This is a genomic window from Mesorhizobium sp. 113-3-3 (assembly GCF_016756495.1).
GTDB lineage: Bacteria > Pseudomonadota > Alphaproteobacteria > Rhizobiales > Rhizobiaceae > Mesorhizobium.
In genome coordinates, this window is the sequence record NZ_AP023243.1 from 6,581,755 (window position 1) to 6,607,862 (window position 26,108).

Below are 26,108 nucleotides of genomic sequence, written 5' to 3' on the forward strand. Positions count from 1 at the left end.
CAGGGGCGGCTACGGCTGCACTCATTGTCGGATCTTCGACGAAGTCGGACATCAGACACAGCGCTATCGGAGTGACCGCATTGTTCTGCAACGATTTTCTCATTTGGCACGACACATGCGGGGGCTATCCCGCATGAGCGCTCCGTCAATCTCGATTGATGCGAGCAGGATTCAATCAAGGCGCAGTGCGTCGCTTCTGAAGATCAAGGAGAGAAAAGTATGGCGAGAGCGCGAATTGGCGTGGCGCGGGCAATGACAGCGGCTGTCGTCCTCATCGTTGCGGGACAGGCCGGCGCGGCAGATGTTGGGCAAGCCGCGAGCGTCCCGCAGGCAGAAGCCTGCGTCGCGGAAGCGCCAAGCCCCTGGCAGATCCGCCTGCGTGCGTTGGGGGTGATCACCGAGGATTCGGGCTATGTCAATGCGGTGCCCGGCTCCGGTCTTTCCTATTCGAACACCGTGACGCCGGAACTCGATATCTCCTATTTCTTCACGGACAACATCGCCGCCGAACTCATACTCGGCACCACCTATGCCAACATCGATGGCCAGGGTGCGATCGGCGGGCTGGGCGAGGTCGGCAAGGTTTGGCTGCTGCCGCCCACGCTCACATTGCAGTATCATTTTACCGATTTCGACGCCTTCGAGCCCTACGTCGGCGCCGGCGTGAACTATACGATCTTCTATCATCAGCAAGTCGGCAGCGCCGATGATCTCAAGGTCAAGAACACATTCGGCGCCGCGCTGCAGGTCGGATTCGACTACATGGTGGACGAGCACTGGGGCGTCAACTTCGACGTGAAGAAGCTTTTCCTCAGGCCCGACTTCGACGTCACTGTCGCCGGCACCAAGCTCACAGGCAAGGCCAGGCTCGATCCCTGGTTGATAGGCGCAGGTCTGACCTACCGCTTCTGAGGACGAAGCACACTGAGGGGCACTTTTCGAAGTCCGCGCGCGGATCATCCGTGCCGAGAAGTGGACCCGCGATGGTTCTTAAAGGAGCTGTTGGCATGCGCGTAGAAAACGATCATTGCGACGTGATCGGTGTGCCGGCCGCTCCCACGCAACTTGATCGTCTTTCTTCTGCGATTCTGCGGCAGGGGGGGATGGCGCGAGTGTCGCTTCCAGGCGATCTGGTGACCTGGGCGGCAGCCCGTCACCAGACGCTCAGGCAGATGCTTTCCGACCAGCGTTTCAACAAGGACTGGCGACAGTGGCGGGCGCTGCAGGACGGCGAGATTCCCGAGGATCATCCGCTGATCGGGATATGCAAAGTGGACAACATGACCACGGCGCACGGCGCCGATCACCGGCGCTTGCGCGGCCTGCTGTCCAGCAGCTTCGCGCCCAGTCGGATCGCCTTGCTGGCGCCACGGGTCGAACAAAGCGTCGATCGACTCCTGGCCGACATGGCGCAGCGCGGCGGCAGTGCCGATCTGATGAGCGAGTTCGCCGCTCCGCTGCCCACCAACGTGATCGCCGAACTGTTCGGTTTGCCGGACGAACAGCGCGAAGAGATCGTCGCGCTCACCTACAGCATGGCCAACACCTCCGCCACAGCCGAAGAGGTGCGACAGACGCGGCAGCGCATCCCGGAGTTCTTCCGTCGCCTGATCGCGCTCAAGCGGGGCCAGCTCGGAGATGATCTGGCTTCGGCCCTGATCGTCGCCCGTGACAAAGGCGAGCTCGTTTCCGACACCGAGCTCATCGACATGCTGTTCATGGTGCTCTCTGCGGGCTTCGTGACCACCGCCGGCGTCATCGGCAATGGCGTGCTGGCATTGCTGACGCATCCGCAGCAACTGCACTTGGTGCGCAGCGGCCAAGTTCCGTGGTCACAGGCGATCGAGGAGATCCTGCGCTGGGGCAGCTCAGCGGCCAATCTGCCGTTCCGCTATGCCACCCAGGACGTGGAGATCGACGGATGCATGGTCCGCCGCGGCGATGCCGTCCTGATGGCGTTCCATGCGGCGAACCGGGACGAACAGGCCTTCGGCCCCGGCGCCGACAGGTTCGATGTCACCCGGCGGCACAACCCGCATTTGTCGTTCGGTGAGGGGCCGCATGCCTGCCTGGGCGCTGCGCTGGCGCGCCTGGAATTGCGCTGCGCCTTCCCCGCGCTGTTCGGGCGGCTGGAGGATCTGGCGCTGACCATCGCCGCGGAGGACGTCGTCTACATTCCGTCTTACGTCATTCGCTGCCCGCAGCGCCTGCCGGTCACCTTCCGCCCTTCCATCGCTTAGAGAGTGCGGCATTCACCCCGGATTCGGTGATTCTTGGTTTGCCGGAGTGGCTGGTCTCGCGCGAGGGGGGGCGAGCATGCCCGGTTACGCACGATCGTGGCGCCGGCGTTCAGCAACCGAGGGTGAAGCTGCTCGCGGAGCAGGTCGAGGCGAGCGCCGCGCAGTTTGTCGAGACGCTGGCGGCCCGGCCCCAGTCCGCCCACCTGCGGCGCCACCTCTTCTTTCCGCTTGCGGCCATGGTCATCAGCGCGCTGGAATGCGCAAGCACGCTGAGCGAAGCCGAGCGGGAACAAATACCGGGATTCCCGGCTGACCGTGACGACCTGGCCCGACTTTACGCCCTTTGAGCCCGGCGACCTCGATCTGATCCGGCGTCGCCGATGGGGACAAGGATCTCTCCGAGCCTGCACTGATAAGAGGCGGCATCGTAAGCGGCTTTGGGCGAAAGAGACCGATCAGCGCAAGGGCATTATTCGCATCATCACATAAACATCTCGTTATATGCATTGACAAGGAGCGAAGCTGCTGTGATTGTGCGCATGTCGTGGTTCTCCGCGCGGCACTGCTGTAGCGGAGCTAAGAGGGAAGCCGGTGCGATGCCGGCGCTGCCCCCGCAACTGTTAGCGGCGAGCCAAGCCCATTGGTGTCACTGAGGCGAACGGCCTCGGGAAGACGGGCAGAGGCTTTGACCCGCGAGCCAGGAGACCTGCCACGACGAACAACGTCCACGGGCGGGGTGTCTCGGTGGCCGCGGTAGCTTGGCTTCGTGCCGCCTGCTTGCGCGTTCCTTGTCCCCACGCCCCAACCATCGGGGTATGGCATGACTGTCTCTCAACAAATTCCAGTGGCAACGCTCGGCGTGCCGCGTATCGGTCGACGGCGGGAACTCAAATTCGCGCTTGAAAGCTACTGGTCCGGAAAATCTCCCGCTGCCGACCTGCTCGCGACGGCGAAGGCGCTACGCGCCGCCAGCTGGAGGGAGCAGCACGATCACGGCGTGTCGAAAATCCCGTCCAACGATTTCTCGCTTTATGACCATGTGCTCGACACCGTCATCATGGTCGGCGCCGTGCCGGCACGATACGTCTGGACTGACGGCGAGGTCCCACTCGATACCTATTTCGCCATGGCGCGCGGCGACCAAGGTCAGGCCGCTGATTGTGGACATGCCGGTGACGAGCATGCGGCCAACGGGCATGGCCTTGCCGCGATGGAAATGACCAAATGGTTCGACACCAACTATCACTACATTGTGCCGGAACTTACCGACGATCAGAGCTTTGCCCTCTCGTCGGCGAAACCGGTCGATCATTTCCTCGAGGCCAAGGCGCTCGGCATCCACACGCGCCCGGTCCTGCTTGGACCGGTTAGCTTTCTCAAGTTGGCGAAGTCACCTGAGGAAGGTTTCAACCCTATCGCGCTCCTGCCACGGCTGCTGCCCGTCTACGAGGAGCTCCTGCGGAGGCTGAAGCTCGCGGGAGCCGATTGGGTGCAGATCGATGAGCCGGCGCTCGTGGTCGATCTGGTTCCCAACGAACGGGATGCCCTCCAATTCGCCTACTGCCGGCTGTCAAAAGCAGCACCGGAGTTGAAGATCATGGTCGCTACCTATTTCGGATCGCTGGGAGACAATCTCGAGACCGCAATTTCTCTGCCCGTGGCGGGACTGCACGTCGATCTCGTGCGCGCTCCAGAGCAGTTGGAGACCGTCGGCCGGCTCGCGCAGAAGGAACTTGTGCTCTCGCTCGGGCTGATCGACGGCCGCAACGTCTGGCGCGCGAACCTGCCTGCCATACTTGACCGCATCAAGCCGATCGTCGCCGGCTGGCCGTTGGACCGCGTGGAGATCGCCCCGTCCTGCTCGATGCTGCATGTGCCGATCGACCTGGACATGGAGACGGCACTCGATGCGGACGTGAAATCGTGGCTCGCCTTCGCGGCGCAAAAAACCGACGAGCTGGTCGTGCTCGCCCGTGCCCTGGCTGAAGGCCGGGACGCGGTCGCCGCCGAACTAGAGGCGTCGGCTGAGGCTGCCGCCGCTCGCGCGACATCCGCTAAGGTGCATGATCCGCTCGTCGAAGGTCGGGTCGCCAGCATCAAGGTCGCCATGACGCGCCGGAAGAGCGCATTCGCCGTGCGCTCCAAGCTTCAGGCCGACACGTTTGGCTTGCCATCCTTCCCCACCACGACGATCGGCTCCTTCCCGCAAACAGCCGAGGTTCGCAAGGCGCGGGCAGCCCATGCCAAAGGCGAGCTGAGTTACGTCGACTATGAGGCGTTCCTGAAGAAAGAGATAGAAGCCGCCGTTCGCTGGCAAGAAGAGATCGGACTCGACGTGCTGGTCCACGGCGAATTCGAGCGCAACGATATGGTGCAGTATTTCGCCGAGCAGCTCCGCGGCTTCGCCTTCACGCAACACGGGTGGGTGCAAAGCTACGGCTCGCGCTTTGTGCGACCCCCGATCATCATTGGAGATGTGTCGCGACAACAGCCGATGACACTACACTGGTGGCGATACGCCCAGTCGCTGACGCTAAAGCCGGTGAAGGGCATGCTTACCGGCCCGGTGACGATCCTCAACTGGTCCTTCGTCCGGGACGACCTTGCCCGCCCAGCCGTCTGCCGCCAGGTCGCGCTCGCCATTCGCGATGAAGTGAGCGACCTCGAAAAGGCCGGCGCCAGGATGATCCAGATCGACGAAGCCGCACTGCGCGAGGGCTTGCCGCTGCACGAGGCCGACTGGCAGGCCTATCTCGACTGGGCCGTCGAATGCTTCCGGCTGGCTTCAACAGCGGTCGGCGATGCGACCCAGATCCACACCCATATGTGCTACTCCGAGTTCGGCGATATCGTGGACGCGATTGCCGCAATGGATGCCGATGTGATCTCGATTGAAACTTCGCGCTCGCAGATGGAACTGCTCGATACGCTGCGAACCTTCAAGTATCCGAACGAGATCGGTCCTGGCGTCTATGACATTCACTCGCCGCGGGTCCCGGAAGTGGGGGAGATTTCCAACCTTATCATGCTTGCGCGCGAGCGATTGTCGGATGGCCAACTGTGGGTGAATCCCGACTGCGGTCTCAAAACGCGCAGATGGGAGGAGGTCCGCCCTGCGCTGGTGAACATGGTGGCTGCGGCACGCGCAATTCGGCAAAAAGCGCAGACGGCGTAGGGCTCGGTGCCACTCGCCGGCGGTGAGCGGCAACGCCACACACCGGGCATCCTTGGGGGAGTCTATCCGGCGCGCCCAAGGCAATCGCGCTGCCGGTGACGAAGCGCCTCGGCAAGCTTGGCCTGGCCGCGGCCCTTGTCATGGCGCGTCGAAGTCAGCTGTTCCAGAGGCGGCCGTTGGCGGGCGATTGAAGGAGGCTTGGGCCTCAAATGAGCCGGCCAGAAACGAGAAGGCTCTCCGCCAGCCCGTTTCGGATTATTCCGTATTGGGATAATCGAAATCACTATCGTCTCCCAACCTTGATCGCCGAAACCCCGGTCCCGACCATGGGGAGAAACATCGGCGATCACGCACCCCGGTCCCGGAGCGTGTTCCGAGAAACCGGATGCAGGGCCAAGCTGGGGGAAGGTTCAAACAGCGCTTCTGGAGACTTTTGAGGCGGCATCGACGCTCCACCATCTGCAGCGGGCCAATTCCCGCTCGATGGCGTCTGCCTCTGGCTGCAATCACCATCACCGCGACGGCGAAGCCGAGCGGCCGCAGCTGGCTGGCGGACCCTTGTGTTTTGATGGTGGAAGATCAGGCGCCGGACCAGGAAAGCCGCCGCGGAAAGAGCGGGGTTGGCTTGCTCCTGGCGGAGCCGGCAGGGGTATTTGGACCGCGCTCAATACCGATGCGCAGATGGCCGAAATTCATCCGCGGCATCCTGAATATCAATCGCTGCGCAGAACGCGTGCTTCGAGCGCGGCTGCGACAAAAGCCCGTCGAGCGGTTGGTGGATGGGTCTTACCGCGTAAAACCTGCAGACAGGCGTCCATCGCTATCCTGCGTTTATCGGTCTCATGATGCAGATCCCGCAGCAAGATAGCGGCCGCGTCGTTGACGTCGAACACGATACGCTCCGAGCCGCGGCGGCTAAGCTGAACAACGACTGGTCTCTCAAATCTGGTCAACCCGGTCATCCCCCCTCCCCACAGCCACTATACGGCAAACAGCCGGATCACATTTTTTTATTCAGCCGAACGCGACCGCTGCATCTGCGCCACTGAGCCTGGCCATTGGCTAGCAAGCGATCGCCATGAGCTGCGTCTGGCCATGGTCAGCTTGCTTGCGATCTGCGGTTTTGCAGTCGGTGGTGAGGAACTGCTTCTCATTCGCGTGGTCTAGCTGTGAAACCTGGACATAGTGCACTGTTTGACGCGCCTCGCCAGTCTCAAACTCGTCGTCGAAGTCTACACCTGCACTTTTCCACTGCCCGATCTGCAGGCGGCGATCCACTGCATGGCGGAGGTTGGATCTTCCAATATGGCGACCCGCTTCGCAAAGCCGAAAAAGGCATTGCGCGCCGTGCTTACCGGCTTGCGCCCATCGTACGCATCGTAGCATGCCCTCAGGGCGGCTTCGTGGATCATGTCTCTGCGATCTTCCGGCCATTCGTTGAGAAAATCGATTGCATCCGCAAGGCCGGCAATCTCTTGGATGATGTGCGTTGCGCGCCTCACGAAAAGCGGGCTGCTGAAAGCCTCAGCGTTCATTCGTTCCTCCAACCTTCCAAATAGCCAATTTGTGTGAAGAGGCGCCGCATCGACGCGAGGCGACCCTGACACAATGTGTTGTCAGGGCGATGACGGTTCAAGAGGAAGATCCGCGACGGCGACCGGGCGTGCAGCGATCCGCCAACACATCATGCAATGGCTTTGGTTGCCATCAAACGCGGTCGTCACTATTAAGCTACGAGATGATTCTTACCCGGCTACTCTAATTCCGCAGGAGCGTTTTCATGACCGAAGAAACCGAGAGCAAAGCCGACAACCTCATCGAACTCACCGCCCATGTCGTCTCAGCCTATGTTTCGAACAATCCGGTTCCCGTCGGTGAACTGCCTGGGCTTATCGGCCAGATCCACATCGCATTGAAAGGCACTGCTGGTGGTGCCGCACCAGAAAAATCGGAAGCTCTCAAGCCTGCCGTACCGATCAGAAAATCGGTTACACCCGATTATATTGTCAGCCTTGAGGACGGTAAGAAGTTCAAGTCGCTCAAGCGTCACCTGGCTACCCACTATGGCCTTACGCCCGACGAATATCGCGCAAAATGGGAGCTGCCGGCGGACTATCCCATGGTGGCGCCGAACTACGCTGCGGCGCGCTCGGCATTGGCCAAGACCATGGGTCTGGGCCGCAAGCCGAAGGAACCGGGAGCGCCGGCACCTGCCAAGCGTGCCCGCAAGAAAGCCGCAGCCTGACCGCAATTTTTCAGGATCGACGAAGCAGGCCCGGCATGATTTCGCACTCGCGAGATAAAATTTGTGCGTTGCAATATCCGGGGCGATCGGTATGATCATGGTGTCGGCCATCTACTCCTCCCAGATGTGGTGCCGACGCTGAATGGGGCGCACCTCCTCCCGCGTCTCATTCTAAATCGAGCCCGCTGCCACCTCCTCCCGGTAGCGGGCTTTTTCTTTGTCTGAGGCGCGATTTCGGTAGGGCCGACGCATTGGCTCTAAGGGAGGCGAATGCTCCGAACTTCCAGGCCTTTCTTGCCCTGTCCGCATTGGACAAACACCTTCTGACCCTCCATCAGCATGCTCAGTCCTGAGCGGGTCAGCGCGGTGGCATGAACGAAGATGTCCTTCTCACCGTTTTCAGGAGCAATGAAGCCGAAGCCCTTTTGGGGATTGTACCACTTGACCGTGCCCTCGCTCTCCAGCTGGGCACTCGTCCCGGCGGTGGACTCTCCAGTGCGACGCGTATGTAGCTGAGTTCTCGCGGTCTGATCGCTGACCTCCAGCACTTGCGCGACCTGATGACCTCTTGGACTTTCTTCCGTTGTGACCTTCAGACGCGTTCCCTCGGAAACACCGCGGCTCCCGGCCGCCTCCAGCACCCGGATGTGCAGATAGGCCTCGATGCCCTCCGGCAATTTGACAAAGCCAAAACCCTTGCTGGTGTTGAACCACACCACTTCGGCGTCGACAGGATCCGCGGTTACAGTGGACGAACGCTGAAAGTAGCTTAGCTCGGAAGGCCGTTCCGCAAAAGAAACCGGGTCATCGTCATGACGATGCCGGCGTGGCTCACGATGGTCTTTATATTTTCCCATGATCGTCTCGACTCGGCTGAACACCTCATTGCGCCTCCCGGCAGGATAATCTCAATCGGGCGATGCATTGATGTCAATTCACCAGTTGGCCGCTTCACCCGCTCTATCGCATCACGATCCCGGCCGACCTGTTGCCACACAAGGTCGATGTCCGGTGAGCAATATATGCCACAGGTCGACCTGCTGATCCGAACGCGTTCCCCATATCGCACGGCAAAAGGGTCGCGCTGAAGGGCGGCACCGCGATCAACCGTTTCGATCGTGACACGCCCCGGGCTGCCGCCTCACGCGGATGCGCATCCGACATTTCGATTTACGCGCAATTTACCCGCACAGCCTGCAGGAGGGAGACGAGCAGCTTGTCGTTGAGTCGTCCCGCTAGATCAACCCCGCCTGCTCGGCTTCGCGGCGTAAATTCTGCCTCGGCCTTGGGCCGATCTGCTGGATCACCAAGCCGGCCGCCAGCGAGCCAAGATCGCCGCAGGCCTTGAGGTCGCGGCCTTGCGTGTAGCCATGCAGGAAACCGGCGGCATAGAGGTCGCCGGCGCCTGTCGTGTCGACCAGTTCCTTGATCGCGGTTGCCTGGACGACCACGGTCTCGTCGCCGCGCACGATGACCGAGCCTTTTTCCGAGCGGGTCACGGCGGCGATCCGGCAATCCCTGCGGATCTGCGCCAGCGCTTCGTCGAAGGACTTGGTCTGGTAGAGCGACTTGATCTCGTGGCTGTTGGCAAAGACGATATCGACGGTGCCCGAGCGCATCAGCTCGAGGAACTCCTCCCGGTAGCGGTCGACGCAGAACGAGTCCGACAGCGTCATCGACACTTCGCGTCCGGCGGCGTGCGCCAGCTTCGCCGTCTGCCGGATCGCTTCCTTGGCGCGCGGCGGGTCCCACAGATAACCCTCGAAATAGGTGACCGCCGCACCCGACGCCTTGTCGGGCTCGACGTCCTCCGGCCCGAGTTCGATGCAGGCGCCGAGATAGGTGTTCATCGAGCGCTCGCCGTCGGGCGTGACGAAGATCATCGAGCGCGCCGTCGGCGGTTCGCCCTGAAGCGGCCTGGTGTCGAAGGCGACGCCCTGCGCGTGGATGTCGTGGGCGTAGATCTCGCCGAGCGGGTCGTTCGAGACCTTGCCGAAGAAGGCGGCGCGACCGCCGAAGCTGGCAACGCCCGCCGCCGTGTTGCCGGCGCTGCCGCCGGAGGCTTCGATGGCCGGGCCCATGCGGCTGTAGAGCACTTCGGCGCGCCTTGTGTCGATCAGGTTCATCGCGCCCTTGATGATGCCGTTCGTCTCCAGGAACGCCTCGTCGCACTGGGCGATGATGTCGACGATGGCATTGCCGATACAAAGCACGTCATAATCCGGCATCAATGTCTCCGCCTACTACCCAGCGGCTTTCTGGTATGCCGGCCGGGCGGGGGTCTAGCGAGGAAAAGGGTTGCCGTATGCGCTTGATCCAGCGGCGCTCACGCAGCTGCCGGTCCTGCTTCATGCAGCAAGTCGTCGGCTTTGTCCGTCTTCTCCCAGGTGAACTCAGGCTCTTCACGGCCGAAGTGTCCGTATGTCGCCGTCTTGCGGTATATCGGGCGTAAGAGATCAAGCATCTTGATGATGCCTTTCGGTCGGAGATCGAAAAGCTCAAGAATAAGGCGCTCGATCCTTTTTTCCTCGATCCTTGCGGTTCCGAAGGTGTTAACCATGACAGAAACCGGACTGGCCACGCCGATCGCGTAGGCAAGTTGAACCTCGCAGACCTCGGCAAGGCCGCTGGCAACGATATTCTTTGCGACATACCGCGCCGCATAGGCGGCCGAGCGGTCAACCTTAGATGGGTCCTTGCCCGAAAAGGCGCCGCCGCCGTGACGCCCCGTTCCACCGTAAGAATCGACGATGATCTTGCGTCCAGTGAGGCCGCAGTCGCCGGCGGGCCCACCGACCACGAACCGCCCTGTTGGGTTGACCAGAAATCTGATCTCCGAAGTATCCAGATGGGTTGGCAGGACCGGTTTTATGATCTCCTCAATGACGCCTTCGCGGACTGTATCTTGGGAGACCGCCTCGTCATGCTGCGTTGACAGGACTATGGTGTCCAGCGCCACCGGGCGGAGACCCTCGTAGCGTACGGACACTTGAGATTTCACGTCCGGACGCAACCAGCCAAGCTGTCCCGTTTTCCGGACCTCTGCCTGTCTTTTCGTCAAATGATGTGCGAGTTGGATCGGCAAGGGCATCAATGTATCCGTCTCGTTGCATGCGAATCCAAACATGAGGCCCTGATCCCCCGCCCCCTGCTCGAGATCCTGCCCTCGTCCTTCATCAACGCCCTGGCTTATGTCGGGCGACTGCTCGGTGAGAGCCAGAATGACGGCGCAACGTCGACCATCAAAGCCGATGGCATCGTCGTCATAGCCAATGTCGAGGATCGTATCGCGGGCAACTTGAGTGTAATCGATCTCCGCGTGGCTGGTGATCTCTCCAGCTAGAACGACCATCCCTGACTTCACCAACGTTTCACAGGCGACGCGCGCCTTCGGGTCGGTGCGGAGGATGGCATCGAGGATGGCATCCGAGATGTTGTCTGCCATCTTGTCGGGGTGTCCCGCGCCGACGGATTCGGAAGAGAACACGAACTGCCTGGCCATGGAATGTCCTCGCTTCAAGTGTTGGAGTCAGGTGGGGAGTTTCTGGATTAGGGTGGCTTACCGGTCGGGGATGCCGGGGACGTCGAACGCAGTGCAGAAGTTGGCAACGTCTCTTCGTACGCTCGCATGAACTTCCTCGTCGTCGGGCTGGCGGCAGACCGAGTCGATGAAAGCGGCGATCTGCACCATTTCCCCTTCACGCATGCCCATGGACGTTACTGCCGGCGACCCCAAGCGGATCCCGCTTGTGACTGTCGGGTCGCGTGGGTCGCCCGGCACCATATTAAAGTTCGTAATGATGCCTGCCCTTGCCAGGCGCTCGGCATAGGCTTTGCCTGACAGCGGCCGGTCCCGAAGATCAAGGATCAGCATGTGATTGTCCGTCCCGCCGGTGACCAGATCGTAACCACGATCCACAAGCGCCTCGGCCAGTGCCTTGGCATTCTTGACGATCTGGTGACCGTAGGTGCGGAAAGAGGGGGTCGCGGCTTCCTGCAAAGCAACAGCGAGCGCGGCGATGATATTCATGTGCGGCCCACCTTGCAGTTGAGGAAACACCGCGCGATCAATCCGTTTGGCGAGATTGTGTTTGCTCGTGGGATGATAGAGCGCCTGATAACGATCTTCATTCTTCGACAAAATAAAGCCTCCACGGGGGCCGCGGATCGACTTGTGAGATGTGCTGGTGACGACGTCGCAATGAACCACGGGATTCGGATGCGCTCCAGCGACAACCAGGCCGCTGATGTGGGCGATGTCGGCCACGAGATAAGAGTTCGCCTCCAGAGCGATTTCTGCCATTGCCGCGTAGTCAAAAGCGCGCGGATAGGCAGTTCCGCCGACCCAAATCAGTTTCGGCCGTTCCCGCCTGGCGGTCTCGCGCAAGCGGTCATAGTCAATTTGCTGCGTCTTTTCGTGCAGCCCATAGGGGACGCGTTGATAGTCAGTGCCGGAAAAGTTGACGGACCAACCATGAGTCAGATGGCCGCCTTCGGGTAAAGGCAAGCCCATGACTTTGTCACGGGGGCTCAAAAGCGCACGATAGACAGCCTGGTTGGCTGGTGAGCCGGAATAAGGTTGGACGTTGGCGTGCTCACTGCCAAAGAGCGCTTTTAGGCGCTCGATCGCGAGGGTCTCAAGCTCATCGACGATCTCGTTTCCCGCGTAGTAGCGCGCACCCGGGTACCCTTCGGCATACTTGTTCGTGAATATAGAGCCGGTCGCTTCCAGTACGGCCGAAGAGGCAAAGTTCTCGGATGCGATGAGTTTGAGCGTTGTCCGCTCCTGCCGCTCCTGTCTTAGAAGCAGTTCGTGAACGCGGCAATCGACGTGGACCAAGGAAGACCGTCCGTATGTGCCGGGCTCTGCCATGGCTACGTCAGCGGAGTTGTTCATGGTAGTTTCGCACTCCCACGTAGGCAGATCTTTTCACGACAAGCAGCAGTCCCCTTCGACCACGCGTCTTGTACCGCCTCGAGCCGCTCCAGGTCCCGCTTATGACACCCATCGTCGTGGGGCAGGAGATCGACCAAGAATTGAACCAACCCTCCGTCCTTGCCCCCTGCATTGAGATGATATGAGGACCAAGGACGTTGTCCGTTGCCGCAAAGAAAGTCGGCTCTGGCGAGCATCCGGACGTGTCGCGCAACGCGCTCCCGACGAAGATCGAGAATCTCCGCCAGTTCGCGGACAGTCAGGTCGGCATGCGCGCAAAGGCCCAGGATCCGTAGGCGATCAAGATGTGCTGCTGTCATTAGGCGATCGACAAGTATCATCATTGGTCAGAACGACGCCAAATAGAAGAACCGAACCCCTCGTCCTGCTCGCTTTGTCATGTCGGGCTCTTTGCAAATGCTGTTCGGCAGCGAACATAAACACACCAGATTTCTGCCGCCACTGAACTTGACAGTTGTGGTGAGCGTACCATTGACAGCGATTTGTGGTCGCAAAGATTCGATGAATTTCCTTGAAGGATCTGTTGCAAGGCCTAAACAAGAACGCAACGAGATTGGCGAGGTGCTGGTAAGACGGCAAGCTGGCGAACTGCTTGGCCAAGAGAGAGGCGACCGGCGCCACTTTATCCCAGGCGACAGTGCTAACCTGCTGGCGCACCTGATCCGCCATTTACTTGATTTCGTGTCACGGAAAGATCGCAAAGCCGTCGTGCCGATGCTCAGCGCCATCTGCCGGGCGCGGACGCCAAGCCGGCATGAAGGCTCTGGAGGACTTCGAGGCCGGCGACTGGGCCGGCGATACCCGGCGATTACTCAAAGCTGGCGGCGCGACTGGCAGCACGTCGTGCCGTTCTTCGCCTATCCGAGTGTGCGCAGCATCATCTACGACGGATGCGGTCGAAATGTCCGCGGCGCGTCGGTCATTTCCAAATTGCGCTTAATCCTGGTCAGTCAGGTCGCACCAGATCGATGTGGCTGACACGGAGGGCTTGTGCCAGTTCATAAAGCGTGACGATGGTGGGGTTCCTTTTGCCCTTCTCCAGCCCGCTGATGTACTGCTGGCTGAAGCCGGAGATCTCGGCAAGCTGCTCCTGCGTCAAGCCGGCCTTCTCCCTGATCCTGCGTGCATTTCGTCCGACCAGCTTGCGCATATCCATGCGCGGAGGTCAGCCACATTGTCATCGATTTGCCCGAACCATCTGCCGCGGGGCAGCAAAATCCAGGGATGCGATGTTGATGACGTTGGTCGCTCAAGCCAAGCACAGCACGAGCTATCGGTCACGCAAGCGACGCACATGTGCGAGAACCTCGCAAGGGTCGAATTCGAGCGCTTCCGCTACGTCGAGGAACTCAATGACGTCCATGCGACGTTCGCCGCCCTCATACTTGGCCACGAAAGACTGCGGGCGGCGAAGCGCTTCGGCAACCTTGGCCTGGGTTAAGCCCTTGTTCTTGCGCGCCGCTATCAGCTGTTCCAGCAGCCGACCTTGGCGGGGCGATCGAAGGGATTTCGGCATCAGACGGTGCTTAAGCCTATTCAGATCGCGGATCGAGCAGCGTTGCCGGCTCAACCTCCAGCACCGTAGCGAGCTTCTCGACCATGTCGATGGTAGCAGCATATACACTGCGCTCAAGAGCGCTGATATAGGTTCGATCAACACCAGCTTCATGTGCCAGCGCCTCCTGCGACAGCTTCTTTTTCTCGCGAAGCCTACGCAGATTGCGGGCAAAGACCTCTCGGATTCCCATAGGCGAGAGGCCACCCTCTTGTTGAGGATTTCACCACGGAGTATACTCTACAAACTTAAGGAGCAACTCGCACGAGCATCGACTTTGCCCGAACTCCCTGCTGTTAGGGATCGCGACTTCCCGGATGCGATCTGACGATGGTTATCGCTCAAGGTCAGCGCTGTAGGCCACGCAAGCTGCGCCAGGGAGCGAAGCCGACTGGTCTAGTACTACTGTGTCATAAAACTATGTTGGCAGCATGGACATCGTGGCAGACGCCGCGCCAAGGCGTGGGCGAGTCTAACCCTGACGGTGGCGATTGAATTGCTGACGTGGCGTTCGGGACGGAGCGGCGGCGCCGCGGGGTCGATAATCTTCGGGTAGCGCAGGTGCCTTGAGGAGCGGCGCTGAGCGTGGGGCTGAGGGGGGAATCAGACTCCGTTCGGAGACTAGGAATCCGTAAGCGGCGATCGCGAGCGTGGCGTGGTGATGGAAGCCGCGCCAACCTCGGCCCTCATAATGGCCAAGGCCGATCTCCTGCTTGAGTTCCTGATAATCCCGTTCGATCCGCCATCTCAGCTTGGCCTGGTCGACGAGGCCGGCGAGTTCGGTATCTTCCGGCAAGGTCGAGAGCCAATACTTGGTCGGCTCGACCTCGCCCTGCGGCCACTCGATCAGGAACCATTCCTCAGCTCGTGGCGCGGAGCGCCAGTAGTCGCGATGGGCTGGGCGGACGCGGACGGCGGCAAAGCGCGAGGCGAGCGGCGCCTTGGAGCCCTCGCGCCAGGTGACGCGGCACCAGGCGCCCTCGGGCAGCGCTTGCGCCAGGTCCTTGGCCGAAACGGGCGCGTGGTCGGCCTGGCGTCGGACGAGCGAAGGTGGGCGGCCGCGGCCGCTCCATGGCTTGGGCGGCAGCGGTTGCGTGTCCGGCGGCCACAGACGGATCGAGGACTGGACACCGACGACATAGGTCAAGCCCATCTCCGTCAGCCCGGTGCGCAAGGAGCTGTCGTTGCCATAACCGGCATCGGCCAGCACCACGCCCGGCGAGACGCCGGCCGCCAGCGCCGCCCGGATCTGCGCGAGTGCGATTTCGGGCTTGGTGCGGAAGATGACATCCTCCGGCACACCTGCCTTGGCGCGCCGGTCAGGGTCGTTGGCCCAGCCTTCCGGCAGATAGAGCTGATAGGCGACCGGCAGGCTCGCCTGTTCGGTGGCAACCGACAGACTGACCGCGACCTGGCAGTTGTCCTGCTTGCCGATCTGGCCGCAGTACTGCCGCGCCACACCCACCGAATGCTTGCCTTTCTTGGGAAAGCCGGTGTCGTCGACGATCCAGGCGCGGATCGGCCCCTGACCCTCAAGTGCCGGCAGAACCTGCGCCCGCACGACGCCAAGCACGGCATCATCCGACCAGTCCGCTTTCGCCACGAAGTGATGCAGAGACTGGTGCGCCGCCTGAACACGCCCAGGCTCCACCCGTGCCGCCATCGGCTCGACGCTCTTGCGCTCGCCTGGCAAAAGCAGCCCGGTGCAATAGGCCTTCAGCGGCGCCACCCGGTCAGCATGACCCAATGCCGAGGCGAGCGTCTCGACATAGGCCGCAAAACGCGATTCACTCGTTTCGATTCCGTCTCGGAGATTCATCGCTCCCTCCATTTGAAGCTTGAATCGCCATTCTCGCAATCAATCGTTAACGAAGTTTATGACACAGTAGTACTAGACCCATGTCGAAGAAAGCGGGCTCAGTTCACTGGCGGCCGGTTGCGCGCCATCAAAATCGATTTCGGCAATCCGGGATGGGCCAGATCGCCTTTGTTACTGCGGCCTAATCAACTCACAAGGATCAACGTCAAGTGCTTTTGCGAGCCGGCCAAGCACACTGACGCTGGCGGAAACCCGAGCACGCTCGATCGAACCCACATAGCGCATGCTCAGCTCTGCGCGGGCAGCCAATTCTTCCTGCGTCAGGTCCTGATCATGGCGCAAACGACGCATGTTGATCGCCATGACCTCCTTGAGGTCCATGGCGAGATAGGGACCAGAACCGGAACTATGGTTCTAGGAACGATCGTTCCTATTCGCTATGGTGAGCCAACCGAGGAGCAGCCGTGCCCGATCACAACAAACCCCAAACCGGCAAGAGGGTCGCGATGAAACGCAAAGTCCAAGACGAAGTCCCGTGGTCGGACAGCCTGACCGCTTACGACAATGAGCACTTCACGATCTATATGAGGCTCCTGGACGCGTCCGCCGACGATGCCAGCGAAGACGAGATGGCGCAGCTCGTCCTCGGCATCGATCCGATGCGAGAACCTGAGCGCGCCCGAATGGCGGTTCGCAGCCATCTCGATCGGGCCAACTGGATGGTTACGACTGGATACAAAGAACTGTTCGCGCGCTGACCGGCTCCAGATGAGCTATTGCAATCACCTTAGACGAGGAAATCCTGATAGCCACGATCCATGAGCATGTGACCGCGCCGGACAGCACGGCGAATGCGATCGCGAAGGTGATTGCGCGGATCCGTCCAGTCGGCCTGGACGCGTTGCCGGCCCAACAGGGCCCTTGCGATTTGACGGTGCGATGCACCGCCTAGCGAGCCGTCAAGCGCCTGGAGGACAAAGCGCAGACGACTGGCGCGCGCTTCGGGGGGAAACAGCCTGTCGGGAAGTTGTCCGGTCGCGTGAAGAGCATTGAGGCATTCGAGCGCATTCAACTGCTGCCTCATCCGATCGGCGGGCCAGATCGCGTCGACGCAAAGCCGAACGGGGCACAAAACGTCCGCGCCCTCCACAACCAGTTGTAAATCCCGGTGAGCATTTCGCAGCATGACATGCTGGCGACCGTCCGCCGTGATCACGAGTGCCGCCCGACATGGCAATGCAGCGAGATCAAACGAAAGCGTTTCGGGCGACAATGTTTTTTCCGCAATGACCGGCAGGACGTGCGGGCATTGGCGGGAGCACCAGAACACATTCGCATCAGGCCTCAACGAGCTTGCGAAACAGGAGCCCCCACCGCGTCAGATCGAGCGACGATCTCACCACTTCTATGTCGAAGCACCTTTCTGCAATTTCTGCCTGCTCAAGCGCGTGCCTCAAGTCACGCTGGAAGGCCGGATTGCGCCGCAGGAATTCCCAGGCCCAGCCGCGTCGGGTCAGGTAGCGCGTGTAGCGATAGGACTTCTCATCCTGCCAGTCAGGCCAGTCGGCGCCGTTACCTATCATAACCATGTCAGGCGGCCGTGCAGAGCACCGGCGCCCACAGCACGGGACCGCCAAGACCGCCATTGTGGCGGACCGTAGCAAGGCTCTCCTCTGAGACATCCAAAAAGCCGGCAACGGCGCGCGTGGTGCCGATTGTCTGGGGCGGCCCGATGCGGGCCAGCGGCCATCCGGCGCGACGCAGGATTCGCTCCATGCGCAAATCCGTAACCGTAACGATATGCGTGAGCCGCCGCGACAAACCGAACTCGATCATGCCGGCGAAGAGTTCATAGGTGGCAACAGCAATGCTCCCACTGCCCTTCGGTGCAGACGGTGGGAGATCAAGGGCGAAACGGCTGCTTTCCCAGACACTCGGTCCCTCGGGTGCCGTTCCCCCTTCCAACAGCCTCGAAAAGACATCTCGCAACATCGTCGGCCCCGTTGAGGGCAGAAGGCGTACGCCGCCCCCGACACGACCGCCGGCATCGCGCAACACAAGATAGTGCGGTTTCAGGGAATCGAATGAGTCGATCTCGAAGCCGCCGGTCGTGCGCACGTTCCAGTCGAGCCGCTCCTTGAAGACGCGGTAGCGCAGGCGGTGCATTTCGTGAAGTTCGTCGGCAAAGGCGCCGTACCAGCCGGGCGCAATAAGCTCAATCATGATGGTCTCCTCGCAGGTATGACCCTGCCATTGGAGGCGAACCTTCATGCCGCGACTGCCTGTGCATTTGCACAGGTAGATTAAAGAGGGATTCTGTTCCTCAGAGAATTGATGATCGTGAGGAGGCCAGCAGCGTCACCGCCTGATTTTTGGTGCGCACGCCGAGCTTCTTCTTGGCATTGTCCAGATGGAAAGCGGCCGTGCGCTCCTTGATCCCCAAGATACAGCCGATCTCCCAGGCGGATTTGCCCTTCGCCGTCCATTCCAGGCATTCGTACTCACGGGGCGTCAGCGAAACACCATCCACGGCCAGACCACCCGAAAGCTTGCGGCGAACGCCAATGTGAAAGCACATCGCCATAATCTCGAGCGCCTGCTCATATTGCTCGGCGATGCGCAGGAAGGTCGGATCGAGCCTGTCTGCCGCGAAGGTCATCGCAGCGACACCGCCGCGGCGATCGACAAGTGGTATCGTCAGTCCGCAGCAGATGCCGAATTCGGCAGCCTCATCGAAAAGTTGTTGCTGTCGCGTTGAAATGCCGGCATGGCCGAAACCCGGCCCCCACTGAAAGGGACATTCGCTGCATCTTGCCCATTCTATGACCGGGTCGATCCTTTCATATTGGTGGCGCAAGTAGTGCGACGTCCAGCCGGAATGATAGTTCGATATCAGCCTGGGTTTTGTGACGCGATCAGACACCAGAGACAGATAGGCGAATGCGGGAATGTCGAAGGCGCCGGCGGCGCTGGCCAGTGCGTTATGGAAGTCGACTTCATCAACGCTCAAAGACAACTGTTCCAGCAAAGTTTCGAAGACGAGCTGCATTTTCTCCTGCGGCTGTTTTCAATTAGACATGGGACTTTCTGGCTTCTTGGCAGCTACGGCGAGAAGACTCGCCCCCAAGATATTCGACGCTGGAGAAAATTCACCGCGGTGACTACTCCCCGGACCTTTGATCATATGAAAGCAGGTGGATGCGACCTCGACGCCGGCTGCCGCAAGCCGCGGGTCCGAAGCTGCGATTGTGGGTGGTTTCCCTGGTGTCGTAGAAATATCGAAGCTCGATGTGCCATCCGGATATGCAGATGACCTCCTTCTCGAACTATCGATTGCGGACGCGCTACAATCACCCAGATCCAATGAGGCACCGAGATCCAGCGGGTCAAAAAAGGCGCCCTGCCGGCGGGGAGGGACACCGGCAGGGCGCGCCGCACAAACACCCTGATCGTTGGGCAACAGGACAGCGGCGGCAGAACTGATTTGGTTATCGCTTGAGATCGAAGTTGTCCGAAGCATGCTTAGAATCTGACGGCTTCAAGTTTAGCGGTTTAGGTCGGCTCGGCGCGAAATGCGCCGTCAACCCCTCGTCACCAAAGGGCGACCAGTCCTAACGCCAGCCTGACGTCAAAGCGTTTGGTCCGTGGGAAGTTCCTACCAGGGACCACTTTACCCGGGACGGCGTCGAACCCGGGGCTCGCTTCCGTCGGCACTCGCATGTTCATATCGCACCCTCGGCCTTCAGCGCGCGATAGGTCGTCTCGACTGATTTCGCGGTTGCGTCGACGATTATGTCGATCTCCTTACGGGTGATGATCAAAGGCGGGGCAAAGCCGAGGATATCGCCGTGTGGCATGGCACGGCCGATGACACCATTCTCGAACAGAGCAGCGGCGGCGCGAACGCCGACCTGAAGATCGGATTCAAACGGTATTCTCTGCTTTGGATCTCGCATCAGCTCTACGGCGGCGAGGATTCCGACACCACGAACCTCTCCGACGATGGGGTGTCCCGCCAGTTCGGCATTCATGCGGGCATGCCAATACGGTCCGACATCGCGGACATGCTCCAGGATATTTCTTTCCTTTAGGAGTCGAATATTGGCGAGCGCGGCCGCAGCGCAAAGCGTGTGACCTGAATATGTCCAGCCGTGGCCGAGAGCGCCGTGCTTCTCTGTTCCTTGTTCCAAGACCGACCAGACGCGGTCGCCAATGATTGACCCGGAGATGGGCAGGTAGGCGGAACTCAAGCCCTTGGCGATGGTCACGAAGTCCGGCCGCATGCCATAGAGGTGGGAACCGAATTGCTCACCGGTTCGTCCAAACCCGCAGACCACCTCGTCGGCGATCAGCAGGATGTCGTACTTGTCGAGCACGCCTTGGATCGCGGTCCAATATCCTTTTGGGGGTGGAACGATACCGCCTGTCCCAAGCACCGGCTCGCCAATAAAAGCTGCGACGGTCTCCGGGCCTTCAGTGAGGATAAGGGCTTCAAGTTCATCCGCGCAGCGTGTCGAGAACGCTTGCTCACTTTCGCCGTCATGCGCCTGGCGATAGTGGTGCGGCGTCGTGGTATGGCGCACCAAATCGAGCGGCAGGTCGAAGAAATTATGGAAGAAGGCAAGGCCTGTCAGGCTGCCGGTGACCAGCCCAGACCCGTGATAACCGCGATGTCGCGAGATGATCTTCTTCTTTTCGGGGCGGCCCAGAATGTTGTTGTAGTACCAGACCAGCTTGATGTTGGTTTCGTTGGCGTCGGAGCCGGAAAGGCCGAAAAAGACCCTTCGCATGTTCTGACCAAAATATTCGACGACAGCCTCTGCCAAGAGGGCGACTGGCTCTGTTCCTTGACTTGCATAGACATGGGCGAACGGCAATTCGTGTGCTTGCCTGGCAATGGCCTCGGCAATTTCCGTGCAGCCATATCCCATATTGACGCAGTAGAGCCCACCGAAACCGTCAAGGCTCTTGCGGCCTTCGGTATCCCAGATGTACACGCCTTCCGCACCGGCCATGATCCGATTTGGGGTCTCGCCTCGGCTGTGCTTGGCCAGATGCGTGGACGGATGAAAGACGAAGCTTCGATCCTTCTCTCTGAGTTGCTCGGTTCCCAGATTACTCAACCGCATAGTCCCTCTCCTCGCGATGGATTGGCGGAGGGCACTCGGCCGGCCGCCTCCTTAGCAATTAGCATACCGCAAACGCCTCTCCAGTTTCGCGGGAATGCACGTCCTTCGCCGACGAATTCGCGGAATCGGGATCAAAAGCCGTGGAAACCAAGGCCTCGCCGTTTACCGCCGCCTTAGTGCGGACAAGGGGATTGGTGAATTGGACTTGATTGGTTTGGTCACGACAAGACTGTAATATTGATCGATCCCCAAGCCTGCCTGCAGCATTCCCTCCATGAAATCCTGATACGCAGCCATGGAAGGAGATGCGACGCGCATCAGATAATCGATCCGCCCGCCGATAGCCCAGCAATCCAGGATTTCCGGAAATTCTCCGATCGCAGTCTCGAAGTGTTTTTGGTCCTCGAGGCGATGACGTTCCAGCACGACCTCCACCATGACAAAGACCATGCCGCCGATGAGGGCCGGACTCAGCCGCGCGTAGAACCCCTCAATAATCCCTGCGACCTCGAGTGCACGGAGCCGCTCCGAGCAGGCCGACGCCGAAAGATGAACGCGTTTTGCAAGCTCGCTTTTTGAAATCCGGCCGTCTGCCTGAATCTCTGAGAGAATCCGGAAGTCCCAAGCGTCCAGACGCGCAGGATTGGGTTTCGACTTCATGACCTTGTGCTCTTAAGCCGTTGTCGACAATGGAATTGACGCCGACCAACCGAGATTGGTCGGAAGGCTCAAACGCCGATGTTGCGTGCGATGCTGTCCGCAGCCATGCGCTTGCGCCATTCAAGAGGCCCGGAATTGTGAATGGAGTTTCCCTCAACATCGACAGCCATGATGACAGGCATATCCTGCACTTCGAATTCATAGACTGCTTCCATGCCCAGGTCTTCGAAGGCAATGAGCCGTGCTGACTTGATTGATTTTGATATCAGGTAGGCAGCCCCACCCACTGCGATGAGGTACGGCGTTTTGTGTCTTACAATCGACTCGATGGCAGCCCGTCCTCTCTCCGCTTTGCCTACCATCGCGAAAAGCCCGGTTTCGGCGAGCACCTTGTCCGTAAAATCGTCCAAGCGGCTGGAGGTTGTTGGGCCAGCCGGTCCGACGACCTCCTCTCTCACGGCGCGGACGGGTCCAACGTAATAAATCACGCGTCCTTGCAGATCGAACGGAAGCGGCTTGCCGGCGTCGATCAACTCGACCATTCGCTTGTGGGCGGCGTCACGGCCCGTCAGCATCTTTCCGGACAAAAGGAGCGTTTCTCCGCAGCGCCATGATGCCGTCTCTTCCTTGGTCAACGCATCGAGGTTGACTCTTCGTACGCCGGCTGGACTCAATTCGTCGGTTCCGATATTGGGCCATTCGCGCAAGTCGGGCGGCTGAAGCCTGATAGGTCCAGAGCCGTCCAAGGTGAACTTCAGGTGCCGGTTGGCGGCGCATTGCGGAATGAGCGCCACGGGCTTGGACGCCGCATGGGTAGGATAAGTCGCAACCTTGACGTCAACGACTGTCGTCAGGCCGCCTAGGCCCTGAGCGCCTATGCCGAGGGCATTAATTCGTTCATAAAGCTCGACCCGGAGTGCTTCCTCCGCACTTGATGGCCCCCTGGCGATCAATTCCGCCATATCGATGGGCTGGTTCATGGCCTCCTTGGCCAGCAGCATCGCCTTTTCAGCGCTACCACCGATGCCAACGGAGATCAGTCCGGGCGGACACCACCCACTGCCAAGCGTCGAGACAGTGTCAATCACCCAGTCGGAAACGGAGGCGCTGGGGTTCAAGGTGGTAAAACGTGCTTTGTTCTCTGAGCCGCCGCCTTTTGCGGCAATGGTGATCTCAATCTGGTTACCTTGCACAAGGTCAACGTGGACGACCGCCGGCGTGTTATCACGGGTGTTGACCCGTCCGGCGAGCGGATCGGCAACGATCGATGCCCGAAGGGGATTGTCAGGGTCGAGATATGCCTGACGGACGCCCTCATTCACGAGGTCTGCGAAACTGACCGTTGATCTGATGCGGGCGTCCATTCCAACCTTCGCGAAGACCACCACAAGGCCGGTGTCTTGGCAGATCGGCCGCCGCCCAAATGCCGCCATGCGGGAGTTCAGCAGAATCTGCCCGATGGCATTCTTCGCCGCTGGACTCTGTTCGCGCGTGTATGCGTGAGAAAGAGACCGGATATAATCTGGAGGGTGATAGTATGAGATATACTGAAGAGCGTCGGCGACGCTCCTTGTGATGTCCTTGCCAGCGATGGTCCGTGTGCTATTTCCCACCGGATTTTATCCAAATGAACCGAGGCCATTCACCATTTTCAGGATCTGGAAGCTCCGCACCCCCTGCTCGCCTCCTTCATATCCATAGCCGCTCTGTTTGATGCCGCCATAAGGCGCATCTGCGGAAACCCCTTTCAGGTAGTTCACACTGACAGCGCCCGCCGAAAGACCTTTGATAAGCTTCTGTTGCGCTTCGGCAGCGCCGGCGAAGAAGTAGGCGGCCAGGCCGTACTCGGTGGCGTTGGCTTCCTCGATTGCCTCTTCGATCGTATCGAACGGCGCCACCGTGAGGATCGGTCCGAACGGCTCTTCATGAAGCGCTCTGGCATCCTTTGGCACGCCCGTCAGGATGGTTGGCGGCCAGTAAAAGCCCGGTCGGTCGAGGCGGGTTCCACCTGTCACGATGCGGGCGCCACGATCGACCGCATCCTTGGTCAGGCGCTGCATGGCCTCGATTCGCCGCGCGTTTGCCATCGGTCCCATCTCCGTTGCAGGATCGTCCGGTAGCCCGATCTTGATCTTGCGAGCCGCATCCGTCATCCGGGACAAAAATTCCTCATAGCGGGTCCGCGCGACGAGGATCCTGCTGGGTGCGTTGCAGCTCTGGCCTGCGCACTCGAACTTGTATTCCGAAATTGCCGATATCGCCTTTGCCAGGTCAGCATCCTCACACACAATGACCGGGGAGTGCCCACCGAGTTCAAGGATGCAACGCTGCAAATTATTTGCGGCGAGCGTGGCCAGCTGCTTTCCAACCGCGGTTGAGCCCGTGAAAGTCAAGACCTTCACGATCGGCGAACTGAGCAGATGCCGCGATATATGCACCGGCACGCCGAAGACCAGATTGACCACGCCCTCCGGGATGCCTGCTTGGTGCAGCGATTCAACGATATGGACAGCCACGCTCGGTGTCTCTTCGGCCCCTTTGAGGATCACCGGGCAGCCTGCCGCCAGCGCGGGGGCGAGCTTGCGGGCGATGAGAACGGCCGGATAGTTCCATGGCGTAAAGGCAGCAACGACACCGAGCGGCTCCGGGACGATCATCCGGTTCGGACGCATCGGAATCGGGGCCGACAGCTCTTCGGCATGCCTGCCGTTCCATTCCAGCGTTTCGACGGCACGTGCGTACTCACCTGTCGCTTCGGCAATCGTTTTTCCCTGTTCGGCCGACAGCTCCCTGGCTGCTGCTTCAATCTTCGTTGCCAAGATTCTTGCGGCTCCTACCAGGATCTCGCCACGTTCTTTCGCAGGCCGTGCAGACCAAGCCGTGCGGCTGCGTTCTGCCGAAGCGAGGGCCTCATCCAGATCTGACACCGTCGCCGAGGCCACCGAGGCAAATACCTTCTCCGTTGCCGGATTAATCACCGGCAATGTGGCTCTGCTACCACCGGCCCGCCATTTGCCGTTGATGAAGAGCTCGTGGCTCCTAGCGTCTGACATCGCTTGCTCCACTTATGTGAATTTTTGCCATACGAGCGCCATTCGACACCGAACCGCTGAACTCGCTTGAGCCAATTTCATCGCGAGTGTCGCGGCAGGTCAAATATCGAATATTGCCGAAATCCATCTGGAATCCAGATCGTTCTGATCCTGATGGCCGCAAGAATACATAGCCTTGCCAAATAGGGTGAAGAGTTCAGGCCGCGTCAGGTGCCGCGGCTGCCCAGGCCCGACTCTCAATTAATTCTCTGGCGACCTTGGGGATGAGCTTGCGGACCGCGGAGACGGCCGCAGAACGCTCATCTTTCGGATTTACGGCAAGCACAACGGAACGGGTGATCACCGGATCGACGATTTTGACCGTCCTAACCAGCCCTTGAGAGGCTTCTTTTTGAACGGCCGAGGGGGCGAGAATAGAATGGGCTTTTCCTTCTATAACCATGTTGATGATCGTTGAGAGCGAGTCCACTTCAAACTTGACGTCCAGCGCGCAACCGTGTTGTGCGACGACGTCAGCCACCGAACGTCTGACATTGTTATTGCGCATGGGAACCGCCAGCGGGAACGCGTGTAGATCCGCCAAAGATATCGAATCTTCGAAAGGCGGTTCACCTGACGGCACCACGAGACAGAGCTCTTCGCGCGCCAAGATTGTCATTCGTGCCACACTATCCGCGGTGCGGTAGAGAACTGCCAGATTGAAGCGGCCAGCAGCCATCCACTCCTCCAGCGGTCCCGTCATGCCCTCGATCATCTTTAGTGAGACCCTCGGCAGTTCGGCTCTCACTGATTCAAGCAGGGGGCCGCTCAGCACGCGAGCGGCTCCGGACGGAATGCCAATGGTCACCTCCCCAGCAGGGGAAGCGGCTGTGTTGGTCAATTCCGCCTCGGTGAGTCGAATTTCCCTGAGAATTGCCCGCGCTCGTTCGAGCAGTTTGGCTCCTGACGCCGTCACGCTCACGCCGGTCCTGTCGCGTATCAGCAGCTGAGTGCCGAAGCCTTCCTCCAACTGACGCACATGCAGGCTCAGAGCGCTCTGAGCAATATTGAGGAACGCAGCGGCCTTCGTGAAGCTGCCTGCTTCGACTACGCCGACGAAGTATTTTAACTGCCTAATTTCCATAACTTGAAGAGCCCAACTGAGGCACTTTCCCCAACTTCCCCCTATCTATCTCGAAAAGCGATGGCGCGAAAGCAATAATTGTGCCGCGCTGCAGCAATCACCGCGCCAATCCACGGCCGAGGCAAGTGGAGTACCTTGGTGTCGAGTCGTCC

Annotated in this window: 27 protein-coding genes, 1 pseudogene and 1 riboswitch; of the genes and pseudogenes, 8 read left to right on the forward strand and 20 right to left on the reverse strand. The window is 60.1% G+C overall.

Annotated elements, in window-relative coordinates; genetic code table 11:
* Window positions 1-219: 219 nt before the first annotated feature.
* The 4 genes and pseudogenes from JG746_RS31690 to metE all read left to right on the forward strand — a co-directional run bounded on the left by JG746_RS31690 (window position 220) and on the right by metE (window position 5,415).
* Window positions 220-912, forward strand: a complete 693-nt coding sequence (locus JG746_RS31690) for an OmpW/AlkL family protein (protein ID WP_202324077.1) — start codon at window positions 220-222, stop codon at window positions 910-912.
* A gap of 95 nt (window positions 913-1,007) precedes the next feature.
* Window positions 1,008-2,240 carry a cytochrome P450 family protein gene (locus tag JG746_RS31695; RefSeq protein WP_202324079.1) on the forward strand — a complete coding sequence of 411 codons (1,233 nt, stop codon included), beginning with the start codon at window positions 1,008-1,010 and terminating at the stop codon, window positions 2,238-2,240.
* Window positions 2,207-2,494, forward strand: a pseudogene (locus JG746_RS31700) (cytochrome P450); the annotation flags it as partial. The gene JG746_RS31695 and the pseudogene JG746_RS31700, both read left to right, overlap by 34 nt.
* 274 nt (window positions 2,495-2,768) lie before the next feature.
* A riboswitch (cobalamin riboswitch) is annotated at window positions 2,769-2,968 on the forward strand.
* Window positions 2,969-3,084: 116 nt separating this feature from the next.
* Window positions 3,085-5,415: a 5-methyltetrahydropteroyltriglutamate--homocysteine S-methyltransferase gene (gene metE, locus JG746_RS31705; protein ID WP_202324082.1), complete on the forward strand. Its 2,331-nt coding sequence runs from the start codon at window positions 3,085-3,087 to the stop codon at window positions 5,413-5,415.
* 713 nt (window positions 5,416-6,128) lie between these two features.
* Here the strand turns inward: metE and JG746_RS31710 are convergent.
* Together JG746_RS31710 and JG746_RS31715 are read right to left on the reverse strand one after the other, a co-directional pair.
* On the reverse strand, window positions 6,129-6,377 hold the full coding sequence (locus tag JG746_RS31710; RefSeq protein WP_199201251.1) for a DUF982 domain-containing protein: 249 nt from the start codon (window positions 6,375-6,377) through the stop codon (window positions 6,129-6,131).
* Between the two features lie 270 nt (window positions 6,378-6,647).
* On the reverse strand, window positions 6,648-6,950 hold the full coding sequence (locus JG746_RS31715) for a DUF982 domain-containing protein (RefSeq protein ID WP_202324084.1): 303 nt from the start codon (window positions 6,948-6,950) through the stop codon (window positions 6,648-6,650).
* Between the two features lie 245 nt (window positions 6,951-7,195).
* Between JG746_RS31715 and JG746_RS31720 the strand changes: the two genes are divergently transcribed.
* Window positions 7,196-7,660, forward strand: a complete 465-nt coding sequence (locus tag JG746_RS31720; RefSeq protein WP_202324086.1) for a MucR family transcriptional regulator — start codon at window positions 7,196-7,198, stop codon at window positions 7,658-7,660.
* Between the two features lie 257 nt (window positions 7,661-7,917).
* Here the strand turns inward: JG746_RS31720 and JG746_RS37730 are convergent, their stop codons facing one another.
* From JG746_RS37730 to JG746_RS31740, 4 genes are all read right to left on the reverse strand, one after another.
* A complete protein-coding gene (locus JG746_RS37730; RefSeq protein ID WP_202324089.1) occupies window positions 7,918-8,517 on the reverse strand; it encodes a cold-shock protein in 600 nt (199 codons plus the stop codon).
* A gap of 378 nt (window positions 8,518-8,895) precedes the next feature.
* Window positions 8,896-9,888 carry an adenosine kinase gene (locus tag JG746_RS31730; RefSeq protein WP_202324091.1) on the reverse strand — a complete coding sequence of 331 codons (993 nt, stop codon included), beginning with the start codon at window positions 9,886-9,888 and terminating at the stop codon, window positions 8,896-8,898.
* 98 nt (window positions 9,889-9,986) lie between these two features.
* Window positions 9,987-11,162: a methionine adenosyltransferase gene (metK, locus tag JG746_RS31735; RefSeq protein WP_202324094.1), complete on the reverse strand. Its 1,176-nt coding sequence runs from the start codon at window positions 11,160-11,162 to the stop codon at window positions 9,987-9,989.
* Between the two features lie 57 nt (window positions 11,163-11,219).
* Complete coding sequence (locus JG746_RS31740) at window positions 11,220-12,557, reverse strand: serine hydroxymethyltransferase (RefSeq protein ID WP_202324096.1); 1,338 nt, start codon at window positions 12,555-12,557, stop codon at window positions 11,220-11,222.
* A gap of 197 nt (window positions 12,558-12,754) precedes the next feature.
* Here JG746_RS31740 and JG746_RS31745 point away from each other — a divergent pair, with 197 nt between their 5' ends.
* Both JG746_RS31745 and JG746_RS31750 read left to right on the forward strand, forming a co-directional pair.
* Entirely contained in the window at window positions 12,755-12,892 is a 138-nt protein-coding gene (locus JG746_RS31745; RefSeq protein ID WP_202356170.1) for a hypothetical protein, read from the forward strand.
* Window positions 12,893-13,013: 121 nt separating this feature from the next.
* Entirely contained in the window at window positions 13,014-13,595 is a 582-nt protein-coding gene (locus tag JG746_RS31750) for a transposase (protein WP_202324098.1), read from the forward strand.
* Here JG746_RS31750 and JG746_RS31755 read toward each other — a convergent pair.
* From JG746_RS31755 to JG746_RS31775, 5 genes are all read right to left on the reverse strand, one after another.
* Window positions 13,564-13,773 carry a helix-turn-helix transcriptional regulator gene (locus JG746_RS31755; RefSeq protein ID WP_019863475.1) on the reverse strand — a complete coding sequence of 70 codons (210 nt, stop codon included), beginning with the start codon at window positions 13,771-13,773 and terminating at the stop codon, window positions 13,564-13,566. The genes JG746_RS31750 and JG746_RS31755 overlap by 32 nt on opposite strands.
* A 114-nt stretch (window positions 13,774-13,887) precedes the next feature.
* Window positions 13,888-14,235: a helix-turn-helix domain-containing protein gene (locus JG746_RS31760; RefSeq protein ID WP_342215817.1), complete on the reverse strand. Its 348-nt coding sequence runs from the start codon at window positions 14,233-14,235 to the stop codon at window positions 13,888-13,890.
* Complete coding sequence (locus JG746_RS31765) at window positions 14,150-14,365, reverse strand: helix-turn-helix domain-containing protein (RefSeq protein WP_006328748.1); 216 nt, start codon at window positions 14,363-14,365, stop codon at window positions 14,150-14,152. The genes JG746_RS31760 and JG746_RS31765 overlap by 86 nt, the downstream gene beginning before the upstream one ends.
* Window positions 14,366-14,644: 279 nt before the next feature.
* Window positions 14,645-15,991, reverse strand: a complete 1,347-nt coding sequence (locus JG746_RS31770) for an IS701 family transposase (RefSeq protein WP_202323969.1) — start codon at window positions 15,989-15,991, stop codon at window positions 14,645-14,647.
* A gap of 171 nt (window positions 15,992-16,162) precedes the next feature.
* Window positions 16,163-16,372 carry a helix-turn-helix domain-containing protein gene (locus JG746_RS31775; RefSeq protein WP_096453812.1) on the reverse strand — a complete coding sequence of 70 codons (210 nt, stop codon included), beginning with the start codon at window positions 16,370-16,372 and terminating at the stop codon, window positions 16,163-16,165.
* Window positions 16,373-16,497: 125 nt separating this feature from the next.
* On the opposite strand from JG746_RS31775, the gene JG746_RS31780 reads away from it, so the two are divergent.
* Complete coding sequence (locus JG746_RS31780; protein ID WP_027033327.1) at window positions 16,498-16,749, forward strand: DNA -binding domain-containing protein; 252 nt, start codon at window positions 16,498-16,500, stop codon at window positions 16,747-16,749.
* Between the two features lie 29 nt (window positions 16,750-16,778).
* Here the strand turns inward: JG746_RS31780 and JG746_RS31785 are convergent, their stop codons facing one another.
* From JG746_RS31785 to JG746_RS31825, 9 genes are all read right to left on the reverse strand, one after another.
* Window positions 16,779-17,264 (reverse strand): DUF2285 domain-containing protein, encoded by a 486-nt coding sequence (locus JG746_RS31785; protein WP_244730578.1) that lies wholly within the window; start codon window positions 17,262-17,264, stop codon window positions 16,779-16,781.
* 64 nt (window positions 17,265-17,328) lie between these two features.
* Entirely contained in the window at window positions 17,329-17,580 is a 252-nt protein-coding gene (locus JG746_RS31790; protein ID WP_202324106.1) for a transcriptional regulator domain-containing protein, read from the reverse strand.
* 1 nt (window position 17,581) lies between these two features.
* Window positions 17,582-18,214 carry an acyl-homoserine-lactone synthase gene (locus JG746_RS31795; RefSeq protein WP_202327578.1) on the reverse strand — a complete coding sequence of 211 codons (633 nt, stop codon included), beginning with the start codon at window positions 18,212-18,214 and terminating at the stop codon, window positions 17,582-17,584.
* 100 nt (window positions 18,215-18,314) lie between these two features.
* Window positions 18,315-19,040: a LuxR family transcriptional regulator gene (locus JG746_RS31800; protein WP_202324108.1), complete on the reverse strand. Its 726-nt coding sequence runs from the start codon at window positions 19,038-19,040 to the stop codon at window positions 18,315-18,317.
* A 673-nt stretch (window positions 19,041-19,713) separates the two neighbouring features.
* On the reverse strand, window positions 19,714-21,120 hold the full coding sequence (locus tag JG746_RS31805) for an aminotransferase (RefSeq protein ID WP_202324110.1): 1,407 nt from the start codon (window positions 21,118-21,120) through the stop codon (window positions 19,714-19,716).
* A 162-nt stretch (window positions 21,121-21,282) separates the two neighbouring features.
* The gene (locus tag JG746_RS31810; protein ID WP_202324113.1) at window positions 21,283-21,780 is read right to left on the reverse strand and encodes an Lrp/AsnC family transcriptional regulator; all 498 of its coding nucleotides are present in this window, start codon (window positions 21,778-21,780) and stop codon (window positions 21,283-21,285) included.
* A gap of 68 nt (window positions 21,781-21,848) precedes the next feature.
* Complete coding sequence (locus JG746_RS31815; RefSeq protein ID WP_202324116.1) at window positions 21,849-23,393, reverse strand: fumarate hydratase; 1,545 nt, start codon at window positions 23,391-23,393, stop codon at window positions 21,849-21,851.
* A 6-nt stretch (window positions 23,394-23,399) separates the two neighbouring features.
* Window positions 23,400-24,833 carry an NAD-dependent succinate-semialdehyde dehydrogenase gene (locus tag JG746_RS31820; protein WP_202324118.1) on the reverse strand — a complete coding sequence of 478 codons (1,434 nt, stop codon included), beginning with the start codon at window positions 24,831-24,833 and terminating at the stop codon, window positions 23,400-23,402.
* Window positions 24,834-25,029: 196 nt separating this feature from the next.
* Entirely contained in the window at window positions 25,030-25,956 is a 927-nt protein-coding gene (locus JG746_RS31825; protein WP_202324120.1) for a LysR family transcriptional regulator, read from the reverse strand.
* Between the last annotated feature and the right edge of the window lie 152 nt (window positions 25,957-26,108).

Excerpts from the sequence above, each read along its gene's own strand:
- JG746_RS31760 (WP_342215817.1), bottom strand. The coding sequence starts at position 14,235 with ATGCTGCTACCATCGACATGGTCGAGAAGCTCGCTACGGTGCTGGAGG.
- JG746_RS31720 (WP_202324086.1), top strand. The coding sequence starts at position 7,196 with ATGACCGAAGAAACCGAGAGCAAAGCCGACAACCTCATCGAACTCACC.
- metK (WP_202324094.1), bottom strand. The coding sequence starts at position 11,162 with ATGGCCAGGCAGTTCGTGTTCTCTTCCGAATCCGTCGGCGCGGGACAC.
- JG746_RS31820 (WP_202324118.1), bottom strand. The coding sequence starts at position 24,833 with ATGTCAGACGCTAGGAGCCACGAGCTCTTCATCAACGGCAAATGGCGG.
- JG746_RS31690 (WP_202324077.1), top strand. The coding sequence starts at position 220 with ATGGCGAGAGCGCGAATTGGCGTGGCGCGGGCAATGACAGCGGCTGTC.
- JG746_RS31795 (WP_202327578.1), bottom strand. The coding sequence starts at position 18,214 with ATGATTGAGCTTATTGCGCCCGGCTGGTACGGCGCCTTTGCCGACGAA.
- JG746_RS31750 (WP_202324098.1), top strand. The coding sequence starts at position 13,014 with ATGCTGTTCGGCAGCGAACATAAACACACCAGATTTCTGCCGCCACTG.
- JG746_RS31765 (WP_006328748.1), bottom strand. The coding sequence starts at position 14,365 with ATGGGAATCCGAGAGGTCTTTGCCCGCAATCTGCGTAGGCTTCGCGAG.
- JG746_RS31730 (WP_202324091.1), bottom strand. The coding sequence starts at position 9,888 with ATGCCGGATTATGACGTGCTTTGTATCGGCAATGCCATCGTCGACATC.
- JG746_RS31810 (WP_202324113.1), bottom strand. The coding sequence starts at position 21,780 with ATGAAGTCGAAACCCAATCCTGCGCGTCTGGACGCTTGGGACTTCCGG.
- JG746_RS31825 (WP_202324120.1), bottom strand. The coding sequence starts at position 25,956 with ATGGAAATTAGGCAGTTAAAATACTTCGTCGGCGTAGTCGAAGCAGGC.
- JG746_RS31710 (WP_199201251.1), bottom strand. The coding sequence starts at position 6,377 with ATGACCGGGTTGACCAGATTTGAGAGACCAGTCGTTGTTCAGCTTAGC.
- JG746_RS31755 (WP_019863475.1), bottom strand. The coding sequence starts at position 13,773 with ATGGATATGCGCAAGCTGGTCGGACGAAATGCACGCAGGATCAGGGAG.
- JG746_RS31715 (WP_202324084.1), bottom strand. The coding sequence starts at position 6,950 with ATGAACGCTGAGGCTTTCAGCAGCCCGCTTTTCGTGAGGCGCGCAACG.
- JG746_RS37730 (WP_202324089.1), bottom strand. The coding sequence starts at position 8,517 with ATGGGAAAATATAAAGACCATCGTGAGCCACGCCGGCATCGTCATGAC.
- JG746_RS31805 (WP_202324110.1), bottom strand. The coding sequence starts at position 21,120 with ATGCGGTTGAGTAATCTGGGAACCGAGCAACTCAGAGAGAAGGATCGA.
- JG746_RS31790 (WP_202324106.1), bottom strand. The coding sequence starts at position 17,580 with ATGGTTATGATAGGTAACGGCGCCGACTGGCCTGACTGGCAGGATGAG.
- JG746_RS31695 (WP_202324079.1), top strand. The coding sequence starts at position 1,008 with ATGCGCGTAGAAAACGATCATTGCGACGTGATCGGTGTGCCGGCCGCT.
- JG746_RS31780 (WP_027033327.1), top strand. The coding sequence starts at position 16,498 with ATGAAACGCAAAGTCCAAGACGAAGTCCCGTGGTCGGACAGCCTGACC.
- JG746_RS31800 (WP_202324108.1), bottom strand. The coding sequence starts at position 19,040 with ATGCAGCTCGTCTTCGAAACTTTGCTGGAACAGTTGTCTTTGAGCGTT.
- JG746_RS31775 (WP_096453812.1), bottom strand. The coding sequence starts at position 16,372 with ATGGACCTCAAGGAGGTCATGGCGATCAACATGCGTCGTTTGCGCCAT.
- JG746_RS31740 (WP_202324096.1), bottom strand. The coding sequence starts at position 12,557 with ATGAACAACTCCGCTGACGTAGCCATGGCAGAGCCCGGCACATACGGA.
- JG746_RS31770 (WP_202323969.1), bottom strand. The coding sequence starts at position 15,991 with ATGAATCTCCGAGACGGAATCGAAACGAGTGAATCGCGTTTTGCGGCC.